General features: G+C 72.6%; 19 protein-coding genes. 11 read left to right on the plus strand and 8 right to left on the minus strand.

The window, feature by feature from the left end:
- Window positions 1-49: 49 nt before the first annotated feature.
- The 5 genes from OG928_RS30495 to OG928_RS30515 form a co-directional block, all read right to left on the minus strand.
- The gene (locus tag OG928_RS30495) at window positions 50-1,843 is read right to left on the minus strand and encodes a sigma-70 family RNA polymerase sigma factor (RefSeq protein WP_406289692.1); all 1,794 of its coding nucleotides are present in this window, start codon (window positions 1,841-1,843) and stop codon (window positions 50-52) included.
- 501 nt (window positions 1,844-2,344) lie between these two features.
- Window positions 2,345-3,073, minus strand: a complete 729-nt coding sequence (locus tag OG928_RS30500; RefSeq protein WP_406289694.1) for a hypothetical protein — start codon at window positions 3,071-3,073, stop codon at window positions 2,345-2,347.
- A gap of 151 nt (window positions 3,074-3,224) precedes the next feature.
- Window positions 3,225-4,166: a 5'-3' exonuclease H3TH domain-containing protein gene (locus OG928_RS30505; RefSeq protein ID WP_406289697.1), complete on the minus strand. Its 942-nt coding sequence runs from the start codon at window positions 4,164-4,166 to the stop codon at window positions 3,225-3,227.
- A gap of 78 nt (window positions 4,167-4,244) precedes the next feature.
- Window positions 4,245-4,619: an STAS domain-containing protein gene (locus OG928_RS30510; RefSeq protein ID WP_020552020.1), complete on the minus strand. Its 375-nt coding sequence runs from the start codon at window positions 4,617-4,619 to the stop codon at window positions 4,245-4,247.
- 203 nt (window positions 4,620-4,822) lie between these two features.
- Window positions 4,823-6,058: an amino acid deaminase/aldolase gene (locus OG928_RS30515; protein ID WP_406289701.1), complete on the minus strand. Its 1,236-nt coding sequence runs from the start codon at window positions 6,056-6,058 to the stop codon at window positions 4,823-4,825.
- An 88-nt stretch (window positions 6,059-6,146) separates the two neighbouring features.
- Here OG928_RS30515 and OG928_RS30520 point away from each other — a divergent pair, with 88 nt between their 5' ends.
- From OG928_RS30520 to OG928_RS30530, 3 genes are all read left to right on the plus strand, one after another.
- Window positions 6,147-7,199, plus strand: coding sequence for a carboxyl transferase domain-containing protein (locus tag OG928_RS30520; RefSeq protein ID WP_406289702.1), 1,053 nt, complete (start codon window positions 6,147-6,149; stop codon window positions 7,197-7,199).
- Complete coding sequence (locus tag OG928_RS30525) at window positions 7,085-7,681, plus strand: carboxyl transferase domain-containing protein (protein WP_406291304.1); 597 nt, start codon at window positions 7,085-7,087, stop codon at window positions 7,679-7,681. Before OG928_RS30520 ends, OG928_RS30525 begins: the two co-directional genes overlap by 115 nt.
- A 388-nt stretch (window positions 7,682-8,069) precedes the next feature.
- On the plus strand, window positions 8,070-8,807 hold the full coding sequence (locus OG928_RS30530) for an SseB family protein (protein ID WP_406289704.1): 738 nt from the start codon (window positions 8,070-8,072) through the stop codon (window positions 8,805-8,807).
- An 87-nt stretch (window positions 8,808-8,894) separates the two neighbouring features.
- Here OG928_RS30530 and OG928_RS30535 read toward each other — a convergent pair whose 3' ends face one another.
- Window positions 8,895-9,287, minus strand: coding sequence for a DUF1844 domain-containing protein (locus OG928_RS30535; protein ID WP_406289707.1), 393 nt, complete (start codon window positions 9,285-9,287; stop codon window positions 8,895-8,897).
- Between the two features lie 371 nt (window positions 9,288-9,658).
- Here OG928_RS30535 and infC point away from each other — a divergent pair, with 371 nt between their 5' ends.
- The 7 genes from infC to pheT all read left to right on the plus strand — a co-directional run bounded on the left by infC (window position 9,659) and on the right by pheT (window position 17,087).
- Window positions 9,659-10,405, plus strand: coding sequence for a translation initiation factor IF-3 (infC, locus tag OG928_RS30540; protein ID WP_406291306.1), 747 nt, complete (start codon window positions 9,659-9,661; stop codon window positions 10,403-10,405).
- 95 nt (window positions 10,406-10,500) lie between these two features.
- Window positions 10,501-10,695 (plus strand): 50S ribosomal protein L35, encoded by a 195-nt coding sequence (gene rpmI, locus OG928_RS30545; RefSeq protein ID WP_406289709.1) that lies wholly within the window; start codon window positions 10,501-10,503, stop codon window positions 10,693-10,695.
- 117 nt (window positions 10,696-10,812) lie between these two features.
- Window positions 10,813-11,205, plus strand: a complete 393-nt coding sequence (rplT, locus tag OG928_RS30550; RefSeq protein ID WP_406289712.1) for a 50S ribosomal protein L20 — start codon at window positions 10,813-10,815, stop codon at window positions 11,203-11,205.
- Between the two features lie 75 nt (window positions 11,206-11,280).
- A complete protein-coding gene (locus tag OG928_RS30555; protein ID WP_406289714.1) occupies window positions 11,281-12,135 on the plus strand; it encodes a TrmH family RNA methyltransferase in 855 nt (284 codons plus the stop codon).
- 136 nt (window positions 12,136-12,271) lie between these two features.
- Window positions 12,272-13,321: an ATP-binding protein gene (locus tag OG928_RS30560; RefSeq protein ID WP_406289716.1), complete on the plus strand. Its 1,050-nt coding sequence runs from the start codon at window positions 12,272-12,274 to the stop codon at window positions 13,319-13,321.
- Window positions 13,322-13,458: 137 nt separating this feature from the next.
- On the plus strand, window positions 13,459-14,580 hold the full coding sequence (gene pheS, locus OG928_RS30565) for a phenylalanine--tRNA ligase subunit alpha (protein WP_406289718.1): 1,122 nt from the start codon (window positions 13,459-13,461) through the stop codon (window positions 14,578-14,580).
- Window positions 14,580-17,087, plus strand: coding sequence for a phenylalanine--tRNA ligase subunit beta (gene pheT, locus OG928_RS30570; protein ID WP_406289721.1), 2,508 nt, complete (start codon window positions 14,580-14,582; stop codon window positions 17,085-17,087). Before pheS ends, pheT begins: the two co-directional genes overlap by 1 nt.
- A gap of 299 nt (window positions 17,088-17,386) precedes the next feature.
- Here the strand turns inward: pheT and OG928_RS30575 are convergent, their stop codons facing one another.
- Window positions 17,387-19,159 (minus strand): hypothetical protein, encoded by a 1,773-nt coding sequence (locus OG928_RS30575; protein WP_406289724.1) that lies wholly within the window; start codon window positions 19,157-19,159, stop codon window positions 17,387-17,389.
- A gap of 83 nt (window positions 19,160-19,242) precedes the next feature.
- Here OG928_RS30575 and OG928_RS30580 point away from each other — a divergent pair, with 83 nt between their 5' ends.
- On the plus strand, window positions 19,243-19,917 hold the full coding sequence (locus tag OG928_RS30580) for an SDR family oxidoreductase (RefSeq protein ID WP_406289727.1): 675 nt from the start codon (window positions 19,243-19,245) through the stop codon (window positions 19,915-19,917).
- A 324-nt stretch (window positions 19,918-20,241) separates the two neighbouring features.
- On the opposite strand, the gene OG928_RS30585 is transcribed toward OG928_RS30580, so the two are convergent.
- Window positions 20,242-22,104, minus strand: a complete 1,863-nt coding sequence (locus OG928_RS30585) for a hypothetical protein (RefSeq protein ID WP_406289729.1) — start codon at window positions 22,102-22,104, stop codon at window positions 20,242-20,244.
- Between the last annotated feature and the right edge of the window lie 55 nt (window positions 22,105-22,159).

A 22,159-nucleotide genomic window follows, 5' to 3' on the forward strand; every position in this document is an offset into this window, starting at 1 on the left:
GTTCCGTGTGGTGCGTGCCGCGTGGTGCGTGCCGGGCGGTGTGCTTCGCTCAGCGTCGGCACAGCGTGTAGTGCGAGCCGTTCTTGCCCTTGATCTCCGTGCAGCGGGCCGTCGAACCGGTCGGCATCAGTGGGGTGGCCAGGGCCTCGGGGACGGTGATCGTGGGGTTCTCGCACCACTTGCCGTCGCCGTTGTCGCACCGGAAGCCGACTTTGTCGTCGTCGGCCCGGAACTCCTTGTTGTCGGCCACCAGGGTCGCGCCGGGCGGGGTCGGCCTGGTCTTGGTCGGGGTGGGCTTGGGCGAGTACTTCGTGGGGCGGGGCGCGTGACGGGACGCCGAGGGCCGGTTCGCGAGCGGCGCCCGGGTCGGTGGGGGCGGTTTGGCCTCGGAGGGCTTGGGCGACGGGGGCTGGGGGGTCCGCGTCTCGGCCTTGGGCGGTTCGGCCGGGGGCGGTTCGGGCGGCAGCGGGGCGGGCGCGGAGGCCGCGACGGGCGGCGCCTGCCGCTTGGGTTTGGGCTTGTCGGTGTCCACCAGCGCGAACGCGGCCACCGCCACGGCGACCACCACGCCGCCCGCGATCAGCGACGAGCGGCCGGCCGTCCGGCCCGCCTGGCTCGCGCCCTGGGCGCCCGGCGTGGCCGAGCCGACGCCCGCGCCCGCCGCCGCGCCGCCGGCCGCCGCGCCGCCGGCCGCCGCGCCGCCGGCCGCCGCGCCGCCGGCCGCCGCGGCGCCCGCGGCCACGCCGCTCGCGACGCCGCCACCGCCGGCCGCGCCCACCGCGAGGCCCATCCCGCCGGCCACCGCCGTGGCCGCCGCGGCGGTATCGGCGGCAGCGGCCGTGCCGCCGAGGAAGATCGGCGCGGTGATCCCGATCAGTGCGAGCGCGATCGGCCCGTACCGGTCGCGGACGTCGACCATCTCGGCGTACGTGTCGTTGCACCTGCTGCACTTCCTCAGGTGCGCGTCGATGCGCTCGCGGCGCTTCTCGGAGTCCATCCGGTTGCGGATGTGCCGGCCGTAGTGGCGGGTGAACTTCTTGCAGTTCTCGTCCTTGACGCCGCCGGTCGCGAACGCCACGAAGTAGTTGTCGCGCAGCTCCTGGCGGGCCCGTTCCAGGATCTTGCGGACGTTGTCGGGGTTCTCGCCCACCAACGGGGCGACCTGGACGGCCTGTTCGCCCTCGATGTCCACGTGCCACAGCACGACCCTGGACCGCTCGGGGAGGTCCTGGAACGCCTGGAGCGCGAGCCGCGCGTCGTCGGCCCTCACGACGCGGTCCTGTTTCTCCCACGCGGACTCGAAGACGGTGAAGTCCTCGGTGAGCCATTCGCGGCGGTCGCTCCTGGTCCAGTCGCCCGCCACGTGCCGCACGGTGGTGAGCAGGTAGGCCCGGAACGCCTCCCTGGGCCCCTGGCCCGAGCGCAGCGCCTGGAGCGTGCGCGCGAACGCCTCGGCACACAGGTCGTCGGCGGCCTCGGGGGTGCGGGTGCAGGTGCGGGCGAAGCGCCGGACGGAGTGCACGTGCCGCTCGTAGAGCAGGCCGTAGGCGTCGCCGTCGCCGGCCCGGACCCGGTCGGCCAACTCGCCGTCCGGGGGGCCGTCCAGGACCGGCGGCGGTTCGGTGTCGGCATCCGATCCGGGGCGCTCCGCTCCGGGGCGGTCCGGCCCCGGGCGGTCCAGGCGGGGGCGGTCCGGTCCGGAGCGGTCGGCCCCGGTGTACTCGCGTGGTGCGTGGGCATGGCGCGGGCCGGCCGCGACGGCGTGGGGCGTTGCGGGGTCGGCCGGCCCGGGCTCGGCCGATTCGGCTGCGGTCGGCTCGGGCCCGAGGTCGGCGTCGTACACGCGCGGGTGATGCACGCCGCGCTGTCCCGGCACGAAGCGTTGGACGGGAACGCCGTGTGATCCGGGAGCGGTGTGCGGGTCGGGAAGGCCGCGTGGGTCGGGAAGGCTGCGTGGTCCGGGAAGGCTGTGCGGGTCGGGATGGCTGCGCGATCCGGGAGGGAGAGGCGGACGTGCGCCGGGCCCGTTCGCCTCGGCGCCGCCGCCGCTTTCGTCGCCGCCTGTGGGGTCCGAGGTCGCCGCGTCGTCCTCGCGTGCCACCGATTGCCCCCTTGTGCCCGTGCCGTACTCGATCGTCCGGACAGCATCGTGACCATCCGGGCACGGTCTGTCCAGAAGCGGTGGCCTTCATCAGGGCACCCGGAGTGCACGCCGGCGCTGGTCGTGCGGAACAGGCGCGAGGCCGACCTGTTCGCGCCCGTTCCGTCGGTGGGCCCGCGGCGGGCGTGACGCTGCGTCATTCGGGTGACGAACGACAGTGCGAAGAGGTGGTTCATGGGGGTGCTACCGGCCCGCCGTGCCCGGCGCGGTGGCCAAACGCACGCTCGACCGAGGCACGCGTGGCGCGCCTCCGGGAGCGCCGCCGGGGCCGTTCAGCGGGTCCACGGGGGCCCGGCACAACCGGTCGAGGCGGTCCGGCAGTTCGGGGTCGTCGCCGTCCAGGAGCGCCGGCAGCCGACCGGGCGGCACCGCGTAGGCGAGGTCGCCCAAGGCGCGTTCCATGTGCCGGGCGGTCAGCAGCAGATGGCGCAGGTGCCCCCACAGCAGGGACTCCGGCACCTCCAGGCGCACCACCACGATCCGGACGTGCTCACCGTTGCCGGTTCGCTGGACCAGTCGCTGTTGCAGGATCGCGGCCGAGGGCAGTTCGGTGATCGGGTCGGTGCCGAGCGGCAGGGTGCCCGGCGGGTTGGCCCGCGCGCGGGTGCCCAGATAGGCCTGGACGAGCGGACCGGGCGCGCTGTGTGCCGGGCCGCACAGGAACAGCGCGTCCAACTCCGCGAGGGCCACGTCCAGCGGGATCTCGGCGGCGGCCCGGTCCTTGGCCAGGGCCAGGCACGCCGAGAGCACCTGCCCGTCGCGGACGAGCGCGTCCACGCACTGCTCGACGGCGTCGCTGTGCCACGCGACCCGGACGGGCCAACCGGCCCGGAGGGTCACGCGCTGCCACTCGCCCCGCAGCCGGTCACGGTCGGGTTGGTTGGTGGTCGTGGTGTCACACTCGGTGCGCATGCCCGGAGAGACGGGGGTCCGAGCCGAACGTGACAGATTCCGTGGAACTTTCCAATGTGACCTGGGTCACATCGTCGATCGTGCGCCCGGCGCGTTCGGGAGCGACCCTTTCGAGTGGCCGGCGGGCGCTCCCGGGTGGAGATTCCGGGCATCACCGACGAGGGGTGAGAACGTCGAGCAACCGGTTCACGGGACCGGTGAGCCCCCACCGCTGCCGCAGCGCGTCCAGCGCCGCCGGATCGTGCGGCGCGGTGGGCAGCGCCCGGTCCCACCCCTCCCGCGGCGGCAGCGGCACATCGCGCACCACCCGCACGACGCCGGGGGCCACGTCGAGGTAGTCGGCCGCCGCGACGATCGCCGCCCGCCGCGCCGGCGTGAGCTTCGCGGCCGGATCCGCCGCGGCCCGCCGCACGGCCACGAGGTCGCCGTACGCGCCGATCAGCTGCGCCGCGGTCTTGTCCCCGATGCCCTTGACCCCCGGCAGCCCGTCGCTCGCGTCGCCGCGCAGCGTCGCGAAGTCCGCGTAGGCCGACGCGGGCACGCCGTACCGGGCGAGCACGGCGGCCTCGTCGATCACCTCGTGCGCGGCCACGCCCTTGACCGTGTAGAGCACCCGGATCGCGTGCTCGTCGTCGACGAGCTGGAACAGGTCGCGGTCGCCGGTGACGATGTCCACCGGCATCGCGGCGAGCGTGGCCATCGTCGCGATCACGTCGTCGGCCTCGTACCCGGCCACGCCCACGCGCGGGATCCCCAGCGCGTCCAGGACCTGTTCGATCACCGGGACCTGCGGGGCGAGCGTGTCCGGGATCTCCTCCTCGTCCGGTCCGGCCGCCTCGGCGACCCGGTGCGCCTTGTAGGAGGGGATCGCGTCGACCCGGAACTGCGGCCGCCAGTCGGCGTCCATGCACGCGACGAGGCGGGTCGGGCGCCGGTCCTCGACCAGGCGGGTGATGAAGTCGACCAGGCCGCGCACGGCGTTGACCGGCGTGCCGTCGGGAGCCTTGACCGATTCCGGGACGCCGAAGTAGGCACGGAAGTACAGGGACGCGGTGTCGAGGAGCATCAGACGTTCAGTCACCCGTCCGATCATGCCGCACGGGTCCGACGGCGCGGCGACATCGAACCCGGAGCCCGCGCGCCGAGACCCCGAAGATCCCCCGGGCGGCGCTCAGTCCGCGAACTCGTCCAGCACTTCCTGGAGGGTGTCGCGCACGCCGAGCACGTCGATCAGGCCGGTCATCCGCAGCGTCGCGCGCACGTTGCGGTCCGGGGCAGCCAGGCGCAGTTCGCCGGAGAACGCGTGCATCGACTTGAACGCGTCTATCAGTACGCCCAGGCCCACCGAGTCGCAGAAGTTCAACCCCGTGGCGTCCACCACCACCCGCCGGCAGCCGCCGTCGATCAACTCGATCAACGTCCGGTGCAGCAGCGGGGCGTTGTGCAGGTCCAGCTCGCCGGCCAGGTGTACGACGGCACAACCGCGCCAGATCGTCACCCCCGTGACGGGGTGTTCCTGCCCGAGCGTGCCCAAGCGCGCGATCATGGCTGCGACCTTCCACCGGCCGGACGAACCGCCGCGCCGATACGGCGCCGGCAAGGGCATTGTGGGCCATGCGCGGCGGTGCCGGACAGCCCCTCAACGGGTCGTTTTTTGCGCGGTGGGCCGAACGGGTGGGTCTTGTCCGGGTAAGCGCCGGTCGGTACCGCCGGCGGAGGGCCGCTCACGCGCCCGCGAGCCCGGCCCGATCACAGGAACGTGTGGCCCTGGCCCCGATACGTGGGCACCGTGCGCACGATCCGGTCCTCCTCCACGAGGTGCAACGCGTCGAAGCGTTCGCACAGTTCGCCCGCCTTCGCGTGCCGGAACCACACCGAGTCGCCGATCCGCAGATCGTCCGCCGCCGCGCCGCGCAGCGGGGTCTGCACCTCGCCCGCCGCCTCCTGCGGTGCGTACGACAACCCGCGCGGCAGGTACGGCTGGGGCAGCCGGTCCTTGGCCGGTACGCCCGACGCGGGGTAGCCGCCGCCGAGCACCGTCACGCAGCCGTGCCCGGGGCGGCGCACGACCGGCAGCGCGAACAGCGCGGCGGGCCGCCCCTCGAACGCCGTGTAGTGGTCGAACAGGCGTGGTTGGAACAGCCCGGAGCCCGCCGCGACCTCGGTGATCGAGGACTCCGCCGCGGTGCGCTCGACGCTCCCGGTGCCGCCGCCGTTGACGAACTCCAGCGGGGCGATCGCCCGCACCGCGCGGACGATGTCCGCCCGCCGGCGGGCCAGTTCGGCACCGGCCCGGGCCTGCATCGCGCGCACCACCCGGCCGTAGAGCGCGCGGCCCTCGGGCGCGTCGCCGACCCCGGCGATGTGCGCCTCGTACGCCATCAGCCCCACCAGCCGGAACCCCGGCCGCCGGGTGACCACCTCGGCCAGCGCGGCGACCTGCTCCGGTGTGCGCAGCGGCGAGCGGTGCGCGCCGATGTGCACGCGGCCGCCGAGCAGCTGCCACGACGTGTCGATGTCCACGCACACCCGCAGCTCGGTACGGGCGGGAATCGGGGCGAGCGCGCGGTCGATCAGGTCCAACTGCGCCTCGTCGTCCACCATGATCGTCACCTGCGCCGCGGCCACGGGGTCCGAGGCGAGCCGGACGTAGGCGTCCCGGTCCACCGAGGGGTAGGCGACCAGGATGTCCTCGATGCCCTCGCTCGCCAGCCACAGGGCCTCGGGCAGCGTGAACGCCATCACGCCGCGGAAGCCGTCCAGTTCCAACACCTCGCGCAGCAGCGGCAGGCAGCGCACCGACTTGCTCGCCACCCGCACCGGGGTGCCCGCCGCGCGGCGCACCAGGTCCGCCGCGTTGGCCCGATACGCCGCCATGTCCACGATCGCGAAGGGCGCGTCCAGGCGCGCGGTGGCCCGGTCGTAGCGGGACCGGTCGGAGCCGGCGGGGAGGGACACGGGAGGCGCGGCGGCGAGATGGACCATCCCCGCAGCCTGCCAGATCGCCGTACCGACCGGTAGGACTCGCCCGTCACAACCGGCCGGGGCACCGACGGTGCATTAGCTTGATCGCATGAGTCACCCCGAGCGAGTGCGGGCGCTCGACCTGATCGAACGCGTCCTGGACCCCGGTAGTTTCGTGGTCTGGAACGACGCCTTGCCGGTGCTCGCCGCGCCGGATCCGGCGTACGCGGCCGAGCTGGCGGCGGCGCGCGAGCGGACCGGGCTGGACGAGGCGCTGGTGACGGGGGAGGGGCGGATCCACGCGCGCCGGGTCGCGGTCGTCGCGTGCGAGTTCGACTTCCTGGCCGGCTCGATCGGCGTCGCGGGCGCCGAGCGGCTCACTCGTGCGGTGGAGCGCGCCACCGCCGAGGGCCTGCCGCTGGTGGCGTCGCCCACCTCCGGCGGCACCCGCATGCAGGAGGGCACCATCGCGTTCCTGCAGATGGTCAAGATCTCCGCGGCCGTCGCCGCGCACCGCGCCGCGGGCCTGCCCTACCTCGTCTACCTGCGCCACCCCACCACCGGCGGCGTCTTCGCCTCCTGGGGTTCGCTCGGCCACGTCACCGCCGCCCAGCCCGGCGCGCTGATCGGCTTCCTGGGCCCGCGCGTGTACGAGGCGCTGCACGAACGCCCGTTCCCCACCGGCGTGCAGGTCGCCGAGAACCTGTACGAGCACGGCCTGATCGACGCCGTCGTGCCGCCGGAGGAACTGCGCGAGGTCGCGATCAAGGTCTTCGACGTGCTGAGCCCCGTCCGGGACCCGGACCCCGGCAGCGCGCCCCGCCACGCGCCGCCCGCGATCGAGGTCGAACCCGTGTCCGAGGTGCCGGCCTGGACCTCGGTGGAGCGCTCGCGCGACCCGCGCCGCCCCGGCCTGCGCGCGCTGCTGCGGTACGGCGCGCGCTCGGTCACCCGCTGCGCGGGACCGGCGAGGGCGAGAGCGAGCCGGCGCTGCGCCTGGCGCTGGCCCGGTTCGGTGCGGGCGCCGGCGCCGGGGCGCCGTGTGTGGTGCTCGGCCAGGACCGCACCCGGCAGAGCGAGCACGGCCCGTTCGGCCCGGCCGGGCTGCGCCAGGCCCGGCGGGGGATGCGGCTGGCCGCCGAGTTGGGCCTGCCGCTGGTGACCGTCGTGGACACCGCCGGCGCCGCGCTCTCGCGCGCGGCCGAGGAGGGCGGTCTGGCCGGCGAGATCGCCCGCTGCCTGGCCGAGTTGGTGCTGCTGCCCGCGCCGACCGTGTGCCTGCTGCTGGGTCAGGGCTCCGGCGGCGGCGCGCTCGCGCTGCTGCCCGCCGACCGGGTGATCTGCGCGCAGCACGGCTGGCTCTCGCCGCTGCCGCCCGAGGGCGCGTCGGCGATCCTGTACCGCACGACCGGGCGCGCCGCCGAGCTCGCCGAGCGCCAGGGGATCCGGTCGGCCGACCTGTACCGGGACGGCATCGTGGACCGCGTGGTGCCCGAGCACCCGGACGCGGCCGAGGAGCCCGAGGAGTTCGTCCGCCGGGTCGCGGCCGTGCTCGATCACGAACTCACCGCGCTGCGCGCCTTGGACCCCGCCGCGCGGGTCGCCGCGCGGACGGCTCGCTACCGGCGGCTCGGCCTCGGCTGAGCGCTGGGGCTCCGCGGGGTGGGCTCGCGGGGTGGGGCGGTCGCGGCATTCACCCCGAACGTCCCCTCCCGAGTGCACTTGGTGTCACTCGAACGAGTGACGGCCGTGGGAGTCCCGGCCGGCAAATCCCGCGGCTTCCTACGCTGTAGCCGGTTCGGGAACCGGACCGGCTACAGCCCGACCCGTCCGAGCACGGGCCAGGACGGGCCGGCTCGGCCCGGCGTCTCGCCTTCCGAGCGCACGACGGTTCGATCGCACCGTCGCGGGTCGGGTCCGTTACGGGCGAGCCGGACCGTCGAAGGAGAGTCGCGGGTCGGCAAGTGGTCGCCGTCCCGCGACGCTCTCCGGCGGGGGCGAAGACCCGCTCCGGGTGGCCTACAGTCGACGGGTGGATTTCAGCGGCAAGAGCATTCCCGACACCGGTTTCCCCGACGACGACGGGAGCGCCCACCCCGCGTTGGCCGCGGCCCTGGCCGCGCCGGAGGTCGACGGCGAGGCGGTCACGCGCGCGCTGTGCGAGGCCCGGCTGCTCGTCCCGGTCGTGGCGATCCTGACCGAGGAGGAGGACGTCGCCCCGGGGGAGCTGCGCCGGGAGAAGTCCAGCGACATGGCGGTGCCGACGATCCAGGGCCCGGACGGTCGGCGGGCGCTGCCCGCGTTCACCTCGGTCGAGGCGCTCGCGCGTTGGCGGGCCGACGCCAGGCCGATCCCGGTCGAGGCCGCCCGCGCCGCGCACGCCGCCTACGCGGAGGACGCCGACACGCTGCTCCTGGACCTGGCGGGCCCGCGGCCGTACGAGCTCAGCGGCAGCCTGCTGCGCGCGGTGGCCGAGGGGCGCGTGCACCTGGCGCCGCATCGCGACCCGGAGATCGCCGGTGCCGTGCGCGCCGCGGTCCGCGAGGAGAGCGCGGTGTCCGCGGCCTACCTGACCGAAGGCGGCGGCACCGACCTGATCCTGAGCCTGGTCGCGGCCGCGTCCCCCACCGAGGTCACCGAGGCGGCTCGCCGGATCGTCGGCCGGCTCGCCGAGGACGACGTGGTCCGGGCCCGGCTCGACCGCGGCCTCGACCTCGCGATGCTCCCGCCGGGCAGTGCCCTGGACGCGGAACCGCTGTACGCGCGCTGAGCGGCCGAGTGCCGAGCCGAGCCGAGCGCCGAGGCGAGGGCCGCCGCCCCGGTCCGGGACGACGGCCCTGGGCCGAGTGGGGGACGGCTAGCCGTAGACCGGCCCGGTGAGCTTCTCGCCCGGGCCCTTCCCCTCCATGTCGGGCAGTGCGGACGCCTCGCGGAACGCCAACTGAAGCGTCTTGAGCCCGTCGCGCAGCGGCCCCGCGTGGTACGAGCCCACCTCGGGCGCGGCGGCGGTGACCAGGCCGGCGAGGGCGGTGATCAGCTTGCGGGCCTCGTCCAGGTCCTTGTGCGCCTCGCCGTCCTCGGCCAAACCGAGCTTGACCGCCGCGGCGCTCATCAGGTGCACGGACAGGGTGGTGATGACCTCGATGGCCGGCACATCCGCGATGTCCCGGGTCATGACCTCGACATCGTCGGGGTGACCAGCGAAATCGTCGGACGGACCGGCTGACGTAAGTGGGGCGCTCTCGCTCATGTGCCCAGTCTCGGGTATGCCCCGGAATCGGGGAACAACGGGGCCCTTCGGGAGGTTCGAGCCAGTGGTAGAGTTGTGTATCGACCGACCGGGCATCTGCATGCCCGGCCTGCAAGCGGAGGCTCCGTCTCCCACCCGATCGACCTTACGGACGACGGGTACCGGTCCGGTGCGACGCACTTCGTGTGCGTCCGTTCCACGTTTCCGTCCTTCGGGCGGCTGCGTCACCGGTGGTGGAGCCTCGCATGCAACCGTGCGAGGCTTTTTCGCGTTGCCTGGATGGCTCCGTGAGGGACCTGGCTCGGGGGGAAGTTACACCGAGACAAATGTGGCCGCTTCGCCCGCGGTCGCTTCAGGTATGAGGAGGCCCCATCAGCGCCGAGCCCCGCATCAACGACCGGATTCGCGTCCCCGAGGTGCGACTCGTTGGTCCTGGCGGCGAGCAGGTCGGAATCGTCCCGCTGGCCAAGGCCATGGAACTTGCCCAGGAGTACGACCTCGACCTCGTCGAGGTCGCGGCCAACGCCCGGCCGCCGGTCTGCAAGCTCATGGACTACGGCAAGTTCAAGTACGAGTCGGCCATGAAGGCCCGTGAAGCGCGCAAGAACCAGGCGCACACGGTCATCAAGGAGATGAAGCTCCGGCCGAAGATCGACCCGCACGACTATGACACCAAGAAGGGTCACGTCGAGCGGTTCCTGAAGCAGGGCGACAAGGTCAAGATCACGATCATGTTCCGTGGTCGCGAGCAGTCCCGGCCCGAGTTGGGCTACCGACTGCTGCAGCGCCTGGCGACGGACGTCGACGAGCTTGGGTTCATCGAGTCGAACCCGAAGCAGGACGGCCGCAACATGATCATGGTTCTCGGCCCGCACAAGAAGAAGACCGAGGCCATGGCCGAGGCTCGCGAGGCCCAGGCGGCCCGCAAGGACGCGCGCCGTGTGGCCGTCGAGGCCGGGGACGACCACCCCGACGAGACGGACCACGACACGGGCGTTCCGGCGGCTGCCGAAGCCAAGGCCGAGGTCGCCGAGACCGAAGCCGTCGAGGCCGAGGCCGCTCCGGCAACCGAGGCACCCGCCGTCACCGACGCGGAGCCGAAGGCCGAGCAGGTCTGACCCGTACGGGTCGCCCCGCGCCCGATTTGAAAACACACCTGTGCCTGCCCGGTCCCCACCGGGCGGGTACGGCACGACGAGGAGACTGCGGCGACATGCCGAAGAACAAGACCCACAGCGGTGCCAGCAAGCGCTTCCGTATCACCGGCTCCGGCAAGGTGCTGCGTCAGCGTGCGGGTCGCCGTCACCTTCTCGAACACAAGCCCTCGACCGTGACCCGGCGTCTCGCCGGTGTCGTCGAGGTGTCCCCGGCCGACGTCAAGAAGATCAAGAAGCTGCTGAAGAAGTAGTCGGCAGCAGTCGTCGCACCGGCTGACGAGAACCCACCGGTCGGCGACAGGCGACGGTCCCAGACTTACCCGGGCCGCGGTCGACACACCGCGGTCTGACATCAAGGAGTTCATCAAGTGGCACGCGTCAAGCGGTCAGTCAACGCCCACAAGAAGCGTCGCGTCATCCTCGAGCGGGCGTCCGGCTACCGCGGCCAGCGGTCCCGTCTGTACAGGAAGGCCAAGGAGCAGGTCACCCACTCCATGGTCTACAACTACAACGACCGCAAGAAGCGGAAGGGGGACTTCCGTCAGCTGTGGATCCAGCGCATCAACGCCGCTGCCCGCCTGAACGGAATGACCTACAACCGCTTCGTGCAGGGCCTCAAGGCCGCCGGTGTGGAGATCGACCGCAAGATGCTCGCCGAGCTCGCGGTCAACGACGCCCCGGCGTTCGCCACCCTCGTCGAGGTAGCGCAGAAGGCCCTCCCGGCCGACGTCAACGCGAAGAAGGAAGACGCCGCGGCCTGAATGGGCCCACATCTTCTTTGATGTGTCGCAGCTTCCCTCCGTCGTTGCAGGCTGAGAGCAGAGAACGGTAACGCGATGGCGAGCCCCGAGCTGACGTCCACCCGATCCCCCCGAGTGGCGGCGGCCCGGCGGCTCGCCAAACGTGCTTTCCGGGCACGCGAGCGGCTGTTCCTGGCCGAGGGGCCACAGGCGGTCCGCGAGGCCGTGGCCCTGCCCGGCATCCTGCGCGAGCTGTACATCACCCCCGAGGTCGCCGAGCGCTACCCCGACCTCGTCACCGGCGCGCATGACGCGCGGGTGCCCGTGTTCACCGCGACCGACGAGGTCGTCGCGGCGATCAGCCAGACCGTGACGCCGCAGGGCGTGGTCGCGCTGTGCCGCTTCGTGGACGTGCCCCTGGACACCGCGATGGCCGCGAAGCCGGACCTGGTCGCGGTGCTGGCGAACGTGCGCGACCCCGGCAACGCCGGCACCGTGCTGCGCGCGGCCGACGCCGCGGGCGCCGAGGCGGTCGTGCTCACCGACGCCTCCGTGGACCCGTACAACCCCAAGGCCGTGCGCGCGTCCGTCGGCAGCCTCTTCCACCTCCCCGTCGTCACCGGCGCCCGGATCGAGGACACCGTCGCCGCGCTGCGCGCCGCCGGACTGCGCATCCTGGCCGCCGACGGCGCGGGCGAGGCCGACCTCGACGGGGAACTCGACGCGGGCGGGCTCGCCGGGCCGACCGCGTGGATATTCGGCAACGAGGCGTGGGGACTTCCCGAGGAGACGCGGGCCTTGGCCGACGCCGTCGTACGGGTACCGATCCACGGCCGGGCCGAGAGCTTGAACCTGGCGACCGCCGCCGCCGTGTGTCTGTATGCGTCCGCCCGCGCGCAACGCGGGCACGGGGGCTGCCGCTTCGGCGCCGGGCCCCGAGCCGGCGGATGACCCCGCCGTACCCGGCTTGACCACGGGCTGTGGGGGAACGAATCCGTTGCGTCCGCCGCACCCGGACGCCACGTAGCGCCTTGGGATAGTGTGTCCGGCCCGGAACTCCCTCGGGCCCGAAACGGGAAGGGGGCCGATGGACGCCGACATGCTGCCCGACGGCCTGGTGGTCGCGGACGAGAGCGGCACGGTGGTCACGTTCAACACCGCCGCCGCCCGGATCACCGGGACGCGTCCCCAGGACGCGCTCGGCAAACACATCTCCGACGCGCTGCCGTTCGAGGATCTCGAGGGCCGGCGCTGGTGGGTGTGCACCGATCCGTACGGCGGGCTCGGCACCCGGACCAGGCAGCCCGAGCGCAATCTGCTCCTGGGCGGCCGGGAGATCCTGGTCACGGCGTCCTACGTGCGCGTCGACGGGCCGCGCAGCCCGCTCGCCAACCTCGTGGTGTCGCTGCGCTGCACCGACGCGCGGCGCCGGATCGAGCGCGGCCACTCCGACCTGATCGCCACCGTCGCGCACGAACTGCGCTCGCCGCTGACCTCGGTCAAGGGCTTCACCGCGACGCTGCTCGCGAAGTGGGAGCGGTTCACCGACGAGCAGAAACGGCTGATGCTGGAGACCGTCGACGCCGATGCCGACCGGGTCACCCGGCTGATCACCGAACTCCTGGACATCTCCCGGATCGACGCGGGCCGGCTGCAACTGCACCGGCAGGTCGTGGACATGGAGGAGGCGGTCCGGCGGCACGTGCGCGCGCTCGACTGCGCCGGGCACCACGACCGCAGGTTCGCGGTCGTGGTCGAGGGACGACTGCCGAGCATGTGGCTCGACGCCGACAAGCTCGACCAGATCCTGGGCAACCTGCTGGAAAACGCGGTGCGCCACGGCGCCGGAACCGTCACCATCGAGATGCGCGCGGTCTCCATCGGGGCCGCGCCCGGCGTGGACGGGACGGAGATCACGGTGAGCGACGAGGGCCCGGGCATCCCGGACGAACTCCTCGATCGCGTATTCACCCGCTTCTGGCGCGGCAACCGCCGCGGCGGCACCGGGCTCGGCCTGTACATCGTCAAGGGCCTGGTCCAGGCCCACGCCGGCAGCATCGGCGTCGATCGTGCCGAGGCCGGCGGAGCCCGATTTCGATTTACCCTGCCGGCCGCGATGCCGGACGTCCTCATGTAGGACGCCCCACCCACGTCGTCGCGGTCCGGCCTGGGCACGACGCCCATCGGGCGTCAGTAAACTCGGAGCGCGGACGTCGTAGGACGTCATTGCCGCCTCCACCACCGGCGGACCCCCCACAGGAGCACTGGACACAGATGTCGGCACCGAACAAGTCGTACGACCCGGTCGAGGTCGAGGCGTTGAAACCAGAGGAAGTCGAGCGGGCACGCGACGCGGCCCTCGCGGCCATCGCCGCCGCGAGCGACCTCGCCGAGCTGCAGGAGGCGAAGGTCGCGCACACCGGCGACCGTTCGCCGCTCGCGCTCGCCAACCGCGAGATCGGCGCGCTCCCGCCGCAGGCCAAGGCCGAGGCCGGCAAGCGCGTCGGGCAGGCGCGCGGCGCCGTGAGGAAGGCCCTGGAGCAGCGCCAGGTCGAGCTCGAGGCCGAGCGCGACGCACGGGTGCTCGTCGAGGAGGCCGTGGACGTCACGCTGCCGTGGGACCGCGCCCCGCGCGGTGCCCGGCACCCGCTGACCACGCTGTCGGAGCGCATGGAGGACCTCTTCGTGGCCATGGGCTACGAGGTCGCCGAAGGCCCGCAGGTCGAGGCGGAGTGGTACAACTTCGACGCGCTCAACATCCTGCCGGACCACCCCGCGCGGACCATGCAGGACACCTTCTTCGTGCGCGCCGCGGACGGCTCGGCGGACTCCGGCGTGGTGCTGCGCACGCACACCTCGCCCGTGCAGATCCGCACGATGCTGACCCGGACCCCGCCGATCTACGTCGTGTGTCCGGGCCGCGTCTACCGCACCGACGAGCTGGACGCGACGCACACGCCGGTCTTCGGGCAGATCGAGGGCCTGGCGATCGACAAGGGCCTGACGATGGCCGACCTCAAGGGCACGCTCGACCACTTCGTGCAGGCCATGTTCGGCGAGGGCATCGTCACCCGGCTGCGGCCGTCGTACTTCCCCTTCACCGAGCCCTCCGCCGAGCTCGACCTCAAGTGCTTCGTGTGCCGCGGCGCCTCCGTCGGCGACCCCGAGCACCCGTGCCGGACCTGCCGGTCCGAGGGCTGGATCGAGTGGGGCGGCTGCGGCATGGTCAACCCGCGCGTGCTGATCGCGTGCGGCATCGACCCCGAGGTGTACAGCGGCTTCGCGTTCGGCATGGGCGTGGAGCGTGCGCTGATGTTCCGGCACAACGTCGCGGACATGCGAGACATGGTCGAGGGTGACGTTCGTTTCACCCTTCCGTTCGGGATGGAGATCTGATGCGGGTCCCGCTTTCTTGGCTGCGGGAGTACGTCGACCTCCCCTCCGGCGAGTCCGGGCGCGACGTCGCCGACCGGCTCGTCGCGCTGGGTCTGGAGGTCGAGACGGTCGAGCAGCTCGGCGCGGACCTCAAGGGTCCGCTCGTGGTCGGTCAGGTGCTCGAGATCGAGGAACTGGAGGGCTTCAAGAAGCCGATCCGGTTCTGCAAGGTCGACGTCGCCGACGCCAACGGCACCGGTGAGCCGCAGGAGATCGTCTGTGGCGCGCGCAACTTCGAGGTCGGCGACAAGGTCGTGGTGATCCTGCCCGGCGGCGTGCTGCCCGGGAACTTCGAGATCGCCGAGCGCAAGACCTACGGCCACGTCTCGCGCGGCATGATCTGCTCCGCGCGCGAGCTGGGCATGGGCGAGGACCACGACGGCATCATCGTGCTGCCGATCGAGGCGCAGATCGGCGCCGACGCGATCGAGCTGCTCGGGCTGATCGACGAGGTGCTCGACATCGCGGTGACCCCGGACCGGGGCTACTGCCTGTCGATCCGCGGCGTCGCCCGCGAGGCCGCGATCGCGTACGGGCAGCCGCTGCGCGACCCGGCGCTGCTCGATGTGCCGGACGCCAACTCCTACGGCTACCCCGTGCTCGTCGAGGACGCGGACGGGTGCGACCGGTTCGTCGCCCGCACCGTGATCGGCATCGACCCCGAGGCGCCGTCCCCGCTGTGGCTCCAGCGCCGGGTGCAGATGGGCGGCATGCGCCCGATCTCGATGGTCGTGGACGTCACCAACTACGTGATGCTCGAACTCGGCCAGCCGCTGCACGCGTACGACCGCGCGCGGCTGCAGGGCGCGATCGTGGTGCGTCGCGCGCAGGACGGCGAGACGCTCACCACGCTCGACGACGCCGAGCGCAAGCTCGACGCCGAGGACCTGCTGATCTGCGACGACCGCGGGCCGATCGGCCTCGCGGGCGTCATGGGCGGGGCCAGCACCGAGATCGGCGCCGAGACCGGCGACATCGTGATCGAGGCCGCGCACTTCGACCCCGTGGTCATCGCGCGCACCGCGCGCCGGCACAAGCTCTCGTCCGAGGCGTCGCGGCGCTTCGAGCGCGGCGTGGACCCCGAGGCGGCCCGGGCCGCGGCGCAGCGCGCCGTCGACCTGCTGGCGGCGCTCGGCGGCGAGCGGGCCCAGGCCGAGGCGGGCGTGACCGAGGTGGACGCGCCGCGCGAGGTGGTACGGATCGCGATCTCGGCGGACCACGCGGCGAAGGTCGCGGGCGTCGCGTACACCCGCGAGACGGTCGCGCAGCGGCTGCAGGAGGTCGGCTGCTCGGTGGCGGGCGGCGACGACCTGACGGTCGTGCCGCCGACGTGGCGGCCGGACCTGACCGACCCGAACGACCTCGCCGAAGAGGTCATCCGGCTGGAGGGCTACGACCGGGTGCCCGCCACGCTGCCGCAGGTGCCGGCCGGTCGCGGGCTCACCGCCGACCAGCGGCGCAGGCGTCGGCTGGGGCGCGCGCTCGCGGGCGCGGGCTACACCGAGGTGCTCAACTACCCGTTCCTGGGGCAGAGCGCGTTCGACGACCTGGGCCTGCCGGCCGAGGACGCGCGGCGGCGGACCGTCGTCCTGGTCAACCCGATCTCCGAGGAGGAGCCGGAGTTGCGCACGACGCTGCTGCCGGGTCTGCTCGGGACGCTGCGCCGCAACCTCGGGCGTGGCACCACCGACCTCGCGTTGTTCGAGTCGGGCGTGGTCTTTCGGCCGAACGCCTCGGCGCCGCGCGCGCCGCGGCTCGCTGTGGACCGCCGGCCGAGCCAGGACGAACTGGCGGCGCTGGCCGCCGCGTTGCCGGAGCAGCCGCAGCGGGTCGCGGTCGTGCTGGCCGGGGAGCGCGAGCGCTCCGGTTGGTGGGGCAAGGGCCGGCCGGAGGTCTGGGCGGACGCGGTCGAGGCCGCGCGCGTGATCGCGGACGCCGCCGGGGTCGAGTTGACGGTGCGTCAGGACCAGCACGAGCCGTGGCACCCCGGGCGCTGCGCGGCGCTGGTGGTGACGGCGCCGGACGGTACCGAGCGGGTCGTGGGGCACGCGGGCGAGCTGCATCCGCGGGTGCTCAAGACGCTGCACCTGCCCGAGCGGGTCGCCGCCATGGAGCTGGACCTGGATCTGCTGACCGCCGACCTCGACGGTGAGCGGCTTGCGCAGGCCGGGCACATCTCGGCCTACCCGATCGCCACGCAGGACGTCGCGCTGGTGGTGCCGGACTCGGTGCCGGCCGCGGACGTGCAGGCGGCGCTGGTCGAGGGTGCGGGCGAGTTGCTCGAGTCGGTGCGGTTGTTCGACGTGTACACGGGCTCGCAGGTCGCGGAGGGGAGCAAGTCGCTCGCCTACGCGCTGCGGTTCCGGGCCGAGGACCGGACGTTGACGGTCGAGGAGGCGACGGCCGCGCGGGATCGGGCGGTCGCGGTGGCGGCTTCGCGTACCGGTGCGGTGTTGCGGGGCGCCTGAGGGTTGTTGGTTTGCGCGGCGTGGGTCCACATCTTTTGGTGTGGGCCCACGGTGCGTTGTGGCCTGCGGCGCGGGTGGGTGGCCTCAAGCGCCGGTCGGGCTGATGGGTGGCTTGGTGGCGTTGTCCTCAAGCGCCGGACGGGCTGATGGGTGGCCTGGTGCCGTTGTCCTCAAACGCCGGACGGGCTGGGGTGGCTTGGGTGGGCTGGGTTGCGTGGCTTGGTGGTGGTGTCCTCAAGCGCCGGACGGGCTGGAGTGGCCTGGGCGGGCTGGGTTGCGTGGGTTGCGTGGGTTGGTGGTTAGGGGGAGTTTGGTGGGGTGGGGCAGAATTTTTGGGTGGCGGTTAGTGGGTCGTTGGGGAAGCGGAAGGTGGTGCGGGTCAGGGCGCCGGTGAGGTTTTTGGCGAAGCGGGTCCAGGTCATCGGGGCTCGTACCGAGTCCTGGAGTTCCTTGAGGGGGCCGCAGGTGAGGGCGTGGCGGGCGGCGGCGACTCGGATCGGGTCGATGTCCGCCGGCAAGGGGGCGGCGGGGTCCGCGTATTCGGCCAGTACCCAGGCCGCGTCGATCTGCTTCTCGTGACCCGGGCGGCCGCGGGTGGTGAGTTCGATGTGCGCGCCCAGGGGATAGGCCAGGGCCAGGTCGTCGATCGCGATGCCGCGCAGTGGGGTGGCCGCGCCGTTCATGCCGAGCGACGGCCAGACCGTCACGATCGGGGTGTCGAGTTCCGGGCGCAGTCCGATCACGAAGGCATGGGCCGGGGTGAGGTGGAGCAGCGTGTGGCGGTAGGCGGGATGGGGGCCGCGGGTCATCGTGGGGAAGCCCGGGAAGCGCTCGATGTAGGTGTCGGCGGTGACCGGGTTGGCGGTGCGTAGCGTGTGTGTGTAGAAGCCGCGTTCGTTGGCGATGCCGTGTGGGCCGATGCCGTCGTAGCCGACCCGGAACCCGATCGCGCACAGCATGGCCCAGCCGATCAGCGTGGTCGCGACGGGGATGGCGAGTCGGCTCGCGGGGACCGTCAGGATCGGCAGGAGCAGCAGGAACAGGCCCGGCAGGAGCATCCGTCCGTGCATGAAGTCGCCGCCGACCCGGGCGATGTACAGCAGCATCGCGAGCCCGGACAGCATGGGCGTCACGCACACGACGATCCGGGTCCGGTGCACGCCGGACGGGCGGGTCGCCAGGGTGAGGACGGCGAACACCGCGAGCACCAGGGCGGGCAGCCACAGGTGGTACGGGGTGACCAGGTCGAGGACGTACTCCCGGCCGCGGGTCCACTCGCTCGTGGTGGCCTCTTTGGTCAGCGCGGGTAGCGGTAGCAGGACGCCGTAGTAGCCCATGCGGAAGAGTTCGTACAGCAGTGGTGTTGCGATCGCGGTGGCGAAGAGGGCGAGTGCGCGGAGCGGTCGTGGTCGGCGGATCACGGCGAGTGCGGTCAGGAAGCCCAGCGTTGCGATTGCGAGGTCGGGGCGCACCAGGGGCCCCAGGCCGGTGAGGAACGCGAGTCCGTAGGTGGTTCGTGCGCGTTCGTCGTGTGGCAGTCGTACCAGCAGCCACCAGCAGCCGGCCGTCCACAGCGTGGTCAGGCCGGTTTCCAGGCCGGAGGTGGCGAAGTCCCACACCGGCGGCAGGGCGATCAGGATCAGTACGCCGCACGGCACCAGGAACGGGGCTTCGAGCCGGGGGAGATGCAGCCGGCGGGTGGCGTCCAGGGCCGCGGCGTAGCCGGCCACGCTGCACGCGAGGCCGAAGTACACGGCGAACGGCGCGGCTTCCACGCCGGTGGTCCACGATCCCGCGACCAGGAGCCAGTGCCACAGCGTGCTCGTGGACGCCTCCGCGCGCTCGCCGAGGTTGAACACGGGGCCGTGGCCGGCCAGTACCTGGCGGACGGGGCGGGTGAAGATCAGCCCGTCGTCGCTCATCCAGCGGTGCCGCCACCCCAGTACGGCCACGATCAGCGCGGGCAGCAGCACCATCGCCGTGTTCCAGCGCCGGACGAGGCGCGGCCGGGGATCGGTCGGCGGCTCGGCGGCGTCCGATCCCGGGCGGCCGAGCCCGGAGAGCGTGGTCATGAGGCTCATGGTCGGCGGACTCCAGTCGGGGGAGTGGGTGTTCCGCTCGCGGCGGGCGGGGGTTGGGCTCGTAGGGTGGCGGCATGAGTACTTACGTGATCACCGGTGCCGGCAGTGGCATCGGTGCGGAGATCGCCCGCCTGCTGCGGGCGCGTGGGCACGACCTGGTTGCGATTGTGCGGTCCGAGCAGCGGGCTCGGGACGTCGCCGCGCCGGGGGTGCGGACCGTGGTCGCCGATCTGGAGCAACCCGAGACGATCGAGGGCGCGCTCGGGGCGCTCGCCGACGAGACGTTCGCGGGCCTGGTGCACAGCGCCGGCATCGCGGACCTGGGCACGGTGGCCGAGACGCCCGCGGCCGTGTGGTCGCGCACCCTGACCGTCAACGTGACGGCGGTGGCGGAGGTCACCCGCGTGCTGCTGCCGGGTCTTCGGCGCGGTCGGGCGGACGTGGTTCTGCTGAACAGCGGTGCGGGGTTGCGGACGAGTCCGGGGTGGACGGCGTACGCGGCGAGCAAGCACGCGCTGAAGGCGTTGGCCGACGGGTTGCGGGCGGAGGAGCCGGAGTTGCGGGTGACGAGTGTGTACCCGGGGCGGACCGCGACGGCGATGCAGCGGGGTGTGCGGGAGCAGGAGGGCGGGGCGTTCGAGAGTGAGCGCTACAGCGACCCTGCGACGATCGCGGGGGTCGTGTTGTCGGCGCTCGAACTGCCGGCGGACTCGCATGTGAACGACGTGTCGGTGCGGTCTCGCGGTTGACGCGCGGGGTTGGGTTGCTCAGGCGCCGCATGGTTGGGGTGGCCTGATGCCGGTGTCCTCAAACGCCGGACGGGCTGGATTTGGTTGGTGTTTGGTGCGTGAGCGGCGGTTGTGGGTGTCCTCAAGCGCCGGACGGGCTGGATTTGCTTGGCTCTTGGTGTGTGGCGGGCTTGTGCGGGTGTCCTCAAGCGCCGGACGGGCTGGGTTTGGTTGGTGTTTGGTGCGTGGGCGGCGGTTGTGGGTGTCCTCAGGCGCCGGACGGGCTGGGGTTGGTCGGGTTTTGGTGTGTGGCGGGGTCGTGCGGGGGGCCTTGAGGGCCGGGTGTTAGCGGTCGGGTTTGTCCTTGGGGAGGGTGCCCTCTTGTTGGACGTCGACGCCGCAGATTTCCTTTGCGGCGTCTACCGGGTTGCTGGGGAAGCGGAAGGAGGTGCGGGAGAAGGAGCCGGTGAAGTTCTTCTTGAAGCGGCTCCAGGACATCGGTTCGTGGACCGAGTCCTGCAACTCCTTGAGCTTGCCGCGGTTTTGGTCGCCGCAGGTCAGGGCGTAGCGGGCGGCCTTGACGCGGATCGGGTCGATGCCCGGGGGCAGTACCGCGTCCGGGTCCGCGTATTGCGCGAAGACCCAGGCGATGTCGATCTCCTTCTCGTGGCCCGGCCGGCCGCGCGTGGTCAGTTCGACGTGCGCGGCCAGGGGGTAGGCGAGGCCGAGGACGTCGACGGAGACGCCGTTGAGCGGGGTGTTGGCGCCGTTCATGCCGAGGTTGGTCCACACCGTGGCGACCGGGGCCGGCAGGTTCGGGTTCAGCGGGGTCACGTAGAAGCCGTCGTGCCAGGGGTAGACGACCACGTGCTTGTAGTCGGCCCGGGCGGCCTGCGCGGCCGCGGGGAAGCGCGGGTAGTTGGCGATATAGGAGTACGCGGTGACCGGGTTGGCGACCTTGAGGGCGCTGATGTAGAAGGCGCGTTCGTCGGCGATGGCGCGTGGGCCGATGCCGGTGTACGGCACGCGGAACGCGATCGCGCACACCAGCGCCCAGCCGATCAGGACCGCCGCCGCGGGCAGCGCGATGCGGTTGACCGGGACCAGCAGGATGGGCAGGAGCAGCATGAACAGGCCCGGCAGCAGCATTCGTCCGTGCATGAAGTCGCCGCCGACGCGCACGACGTAGAGCTGCATCGCGATGCCGCACAGCACCGGGACGGCGTACACGGTGATCCGGGCCCAGCCGGCGCGGTCGATCCCGCGCAGGCGCGGCGGCGCGGCGGAGCCGAACAGGCGCAGGCCGAGCCGGGCGAGCACGTACCCGAGCAGCAGGACGAACGGGATCCACAGGTGGTACGGGCCGGTCAGGTCGCGCACGTAGCCCCAGCCGCGCGACCAGTCGGTGGCGGACGCCTCCTTGGTGACCGCGGGTAGCGGTAGCAGGACGCCGTAGTAGCCCATGCGGAAGAGTTCGTACAGCAGTGGTGTTGCGATCGCGGTGGCGAAGAGGGCGAGTGCGCGGAGCGGTCGTGGTCGGCGGATCACGGCGAGTGCGGTCAGGAAGCCCAGCGTTGCGATTGCGAGGTCGGGGCGGACCATGGGGCCCAGGCCGGTGAGGAACGCGAGTCCGTAGGTGGTTCGTGTGCGTTCGTCGTGTGGCAGTCGTACCAGCAGCCACCAGCAGCCGGCCGTCCACAGCGTGGTCAGGCCGGTTTCCAGGCCGGAGGTGGCGAAGTCCCACACCGGCGGCAGCGCGAGCAGCGCGAGCACGCCGAACGGCACCAGGAGGGGGGCCGTGCCGGCGGGGGTGTACAACCGACGCGTGGCGTGCAGTGCCAGCGCGTAGCCGGTGGCGGTGCACAACAGGCCGAGGTAGACCGCGAGCCGGCCGACGTCCATCTGGGTGGTCCACGATCCCGCGACCAGGATCCACTGCCACAGCGTGCTCGTGGACGACTCGGCGCGTTCGCCGACGTTGAACACCGGGCCGTGGCCCGCCAGGATCTGCCGGACCGTGCGGGTGAAGATCAGCCCGTCGTCACTGATCCAGCGCCGATGCCAGCCCAGGATCAGCACGATCAGCGTCGGCAGCGCCACCATCGCGGTGTTCCAGCGTGCGACGGTGCGCCGCTGCGGCCCGTTCGTGGAGGGGCCGGCCCACCAGCTTGAGCGCGAGCGCCCGGACAGCACACTCACGAGGCTCATGGTTCCTTGACTCCAGTCGGGACGGGCGGGCCGACCACACCATAACCACTGATGA

Source organism: Embleya sp. NBC_00896 (assembly GCF_045207785.1).
Lineage (GTDB): Bacteria > Actinomycetota > Actinomycetes > Streptomycetales > Streptomycetaceae > Embleya.

What these genes read in the sequence shown, in the direction of transcription:
- OG928_RS30500 (WP_406289694.1), bottom strand. Translation starts at nt 3,073, where the DNA reads ATGCGCACCGAGTGTGACACCACGACCACCAACCAACCCGACCGTGAC.
- OG928_RS30505 (WP_406289697.1), bottom strand. Translation starts at nt 4,166, where the DNA reads ATGATCGGACGGGTGACTGAACGTCTGATGCTCCTCGACACCGCGTCC.
- OG928_RS30510 (WP_020552020.1), bottom strand. Translation starts at nt 4,619, where the DNA reads ATGATCGCGCGCTTGGGCACGCTCGGGCAGGAACACCCCGTCACGGGG.
- OG928_RS30515 (WP_406289701.1), bottom strand. Translation starts at nt 6,058, where the DNA reads ATGGTCCATCTCGCCGCCGCGCCTCCCGTGTCCCTCCCCGCCGGCTCC.
- OG928_RS30520 (WP_406289702.1), top strand. Translation starts at nt 6,147, where the DNA reads ATGAGTCACCCCGAGCGAGTGCGGGCGCTCGACCTGATCGAACGCGTC.
- OG928_RS30535 (WP_406289707.1), bottom strand. Translation starts at nt 9,287, where the DNA reads ATGAGCGAGAGCGCCCCACTTACGTCAGCCGGTCCGTCCGACGATTTC.
- rpmI (WP_406289709.1), top strand. Translation starts at nt 10,501, where the DNA reads ATGCCGAAGAACAAGACCCACAGCGGTGCCAGCAAGCGCTTCCGTATC.
- OG928_RS30555 (WP_406289714.1), top strand. Translation starts at nt 11,281, where the DNA reads ATGGCGAGCCCCGAGCTGACGTCCACCCGATCCCCCCGAGTGGCGGCG.
- OG928_RS30560 (WP_406289716.1), top strand. Translation starts at nt 12,272, where the DNA reads ATGGACGCCGACATGCTGCCCGACGGCCTGGTGGTCGCGGACGAGAGC.
- pheS (WP_406289718.1), top strand. Translation starts at nt 13,459, where the DNA reads ATGTCGGCACCGAACAAGTCGTACGACCCGGTCGAGGTCGAGGCGTTG.
- pheT (WP_406289721.1), top strand. Translation starts at nt 14,580, where the DNA reads ATGCGGGTCCCGCTTTCTTGGCTGCGGGAGTACGTCGACCTCCCCTCC.
- OG928_RS30575 (WP_406289724.1), bottom strand. Translation starts at nt 19,159, where the DNA reads ATGACCACGCTCTCCGGGCTCGGCCGCCCGGGATCGGACGCCGCCGAG.
- OG928_RS30580 (WP_406289727.1), top strand. Translation starts at nt 19,243, where the DNA reads ATGAGTACTTACGTGATCACCGGTGCCGGCAGTGGCATCGGTGCGGAG.
- OG928_RS30585 (WP_406289729.1), bottom strand. Translation starts at nt 22,104, where the DNA reads ATGAGCCTCGTGAGTGTGCTGTCCGGGCGCTCGCGCTCAAGCTGGTGG.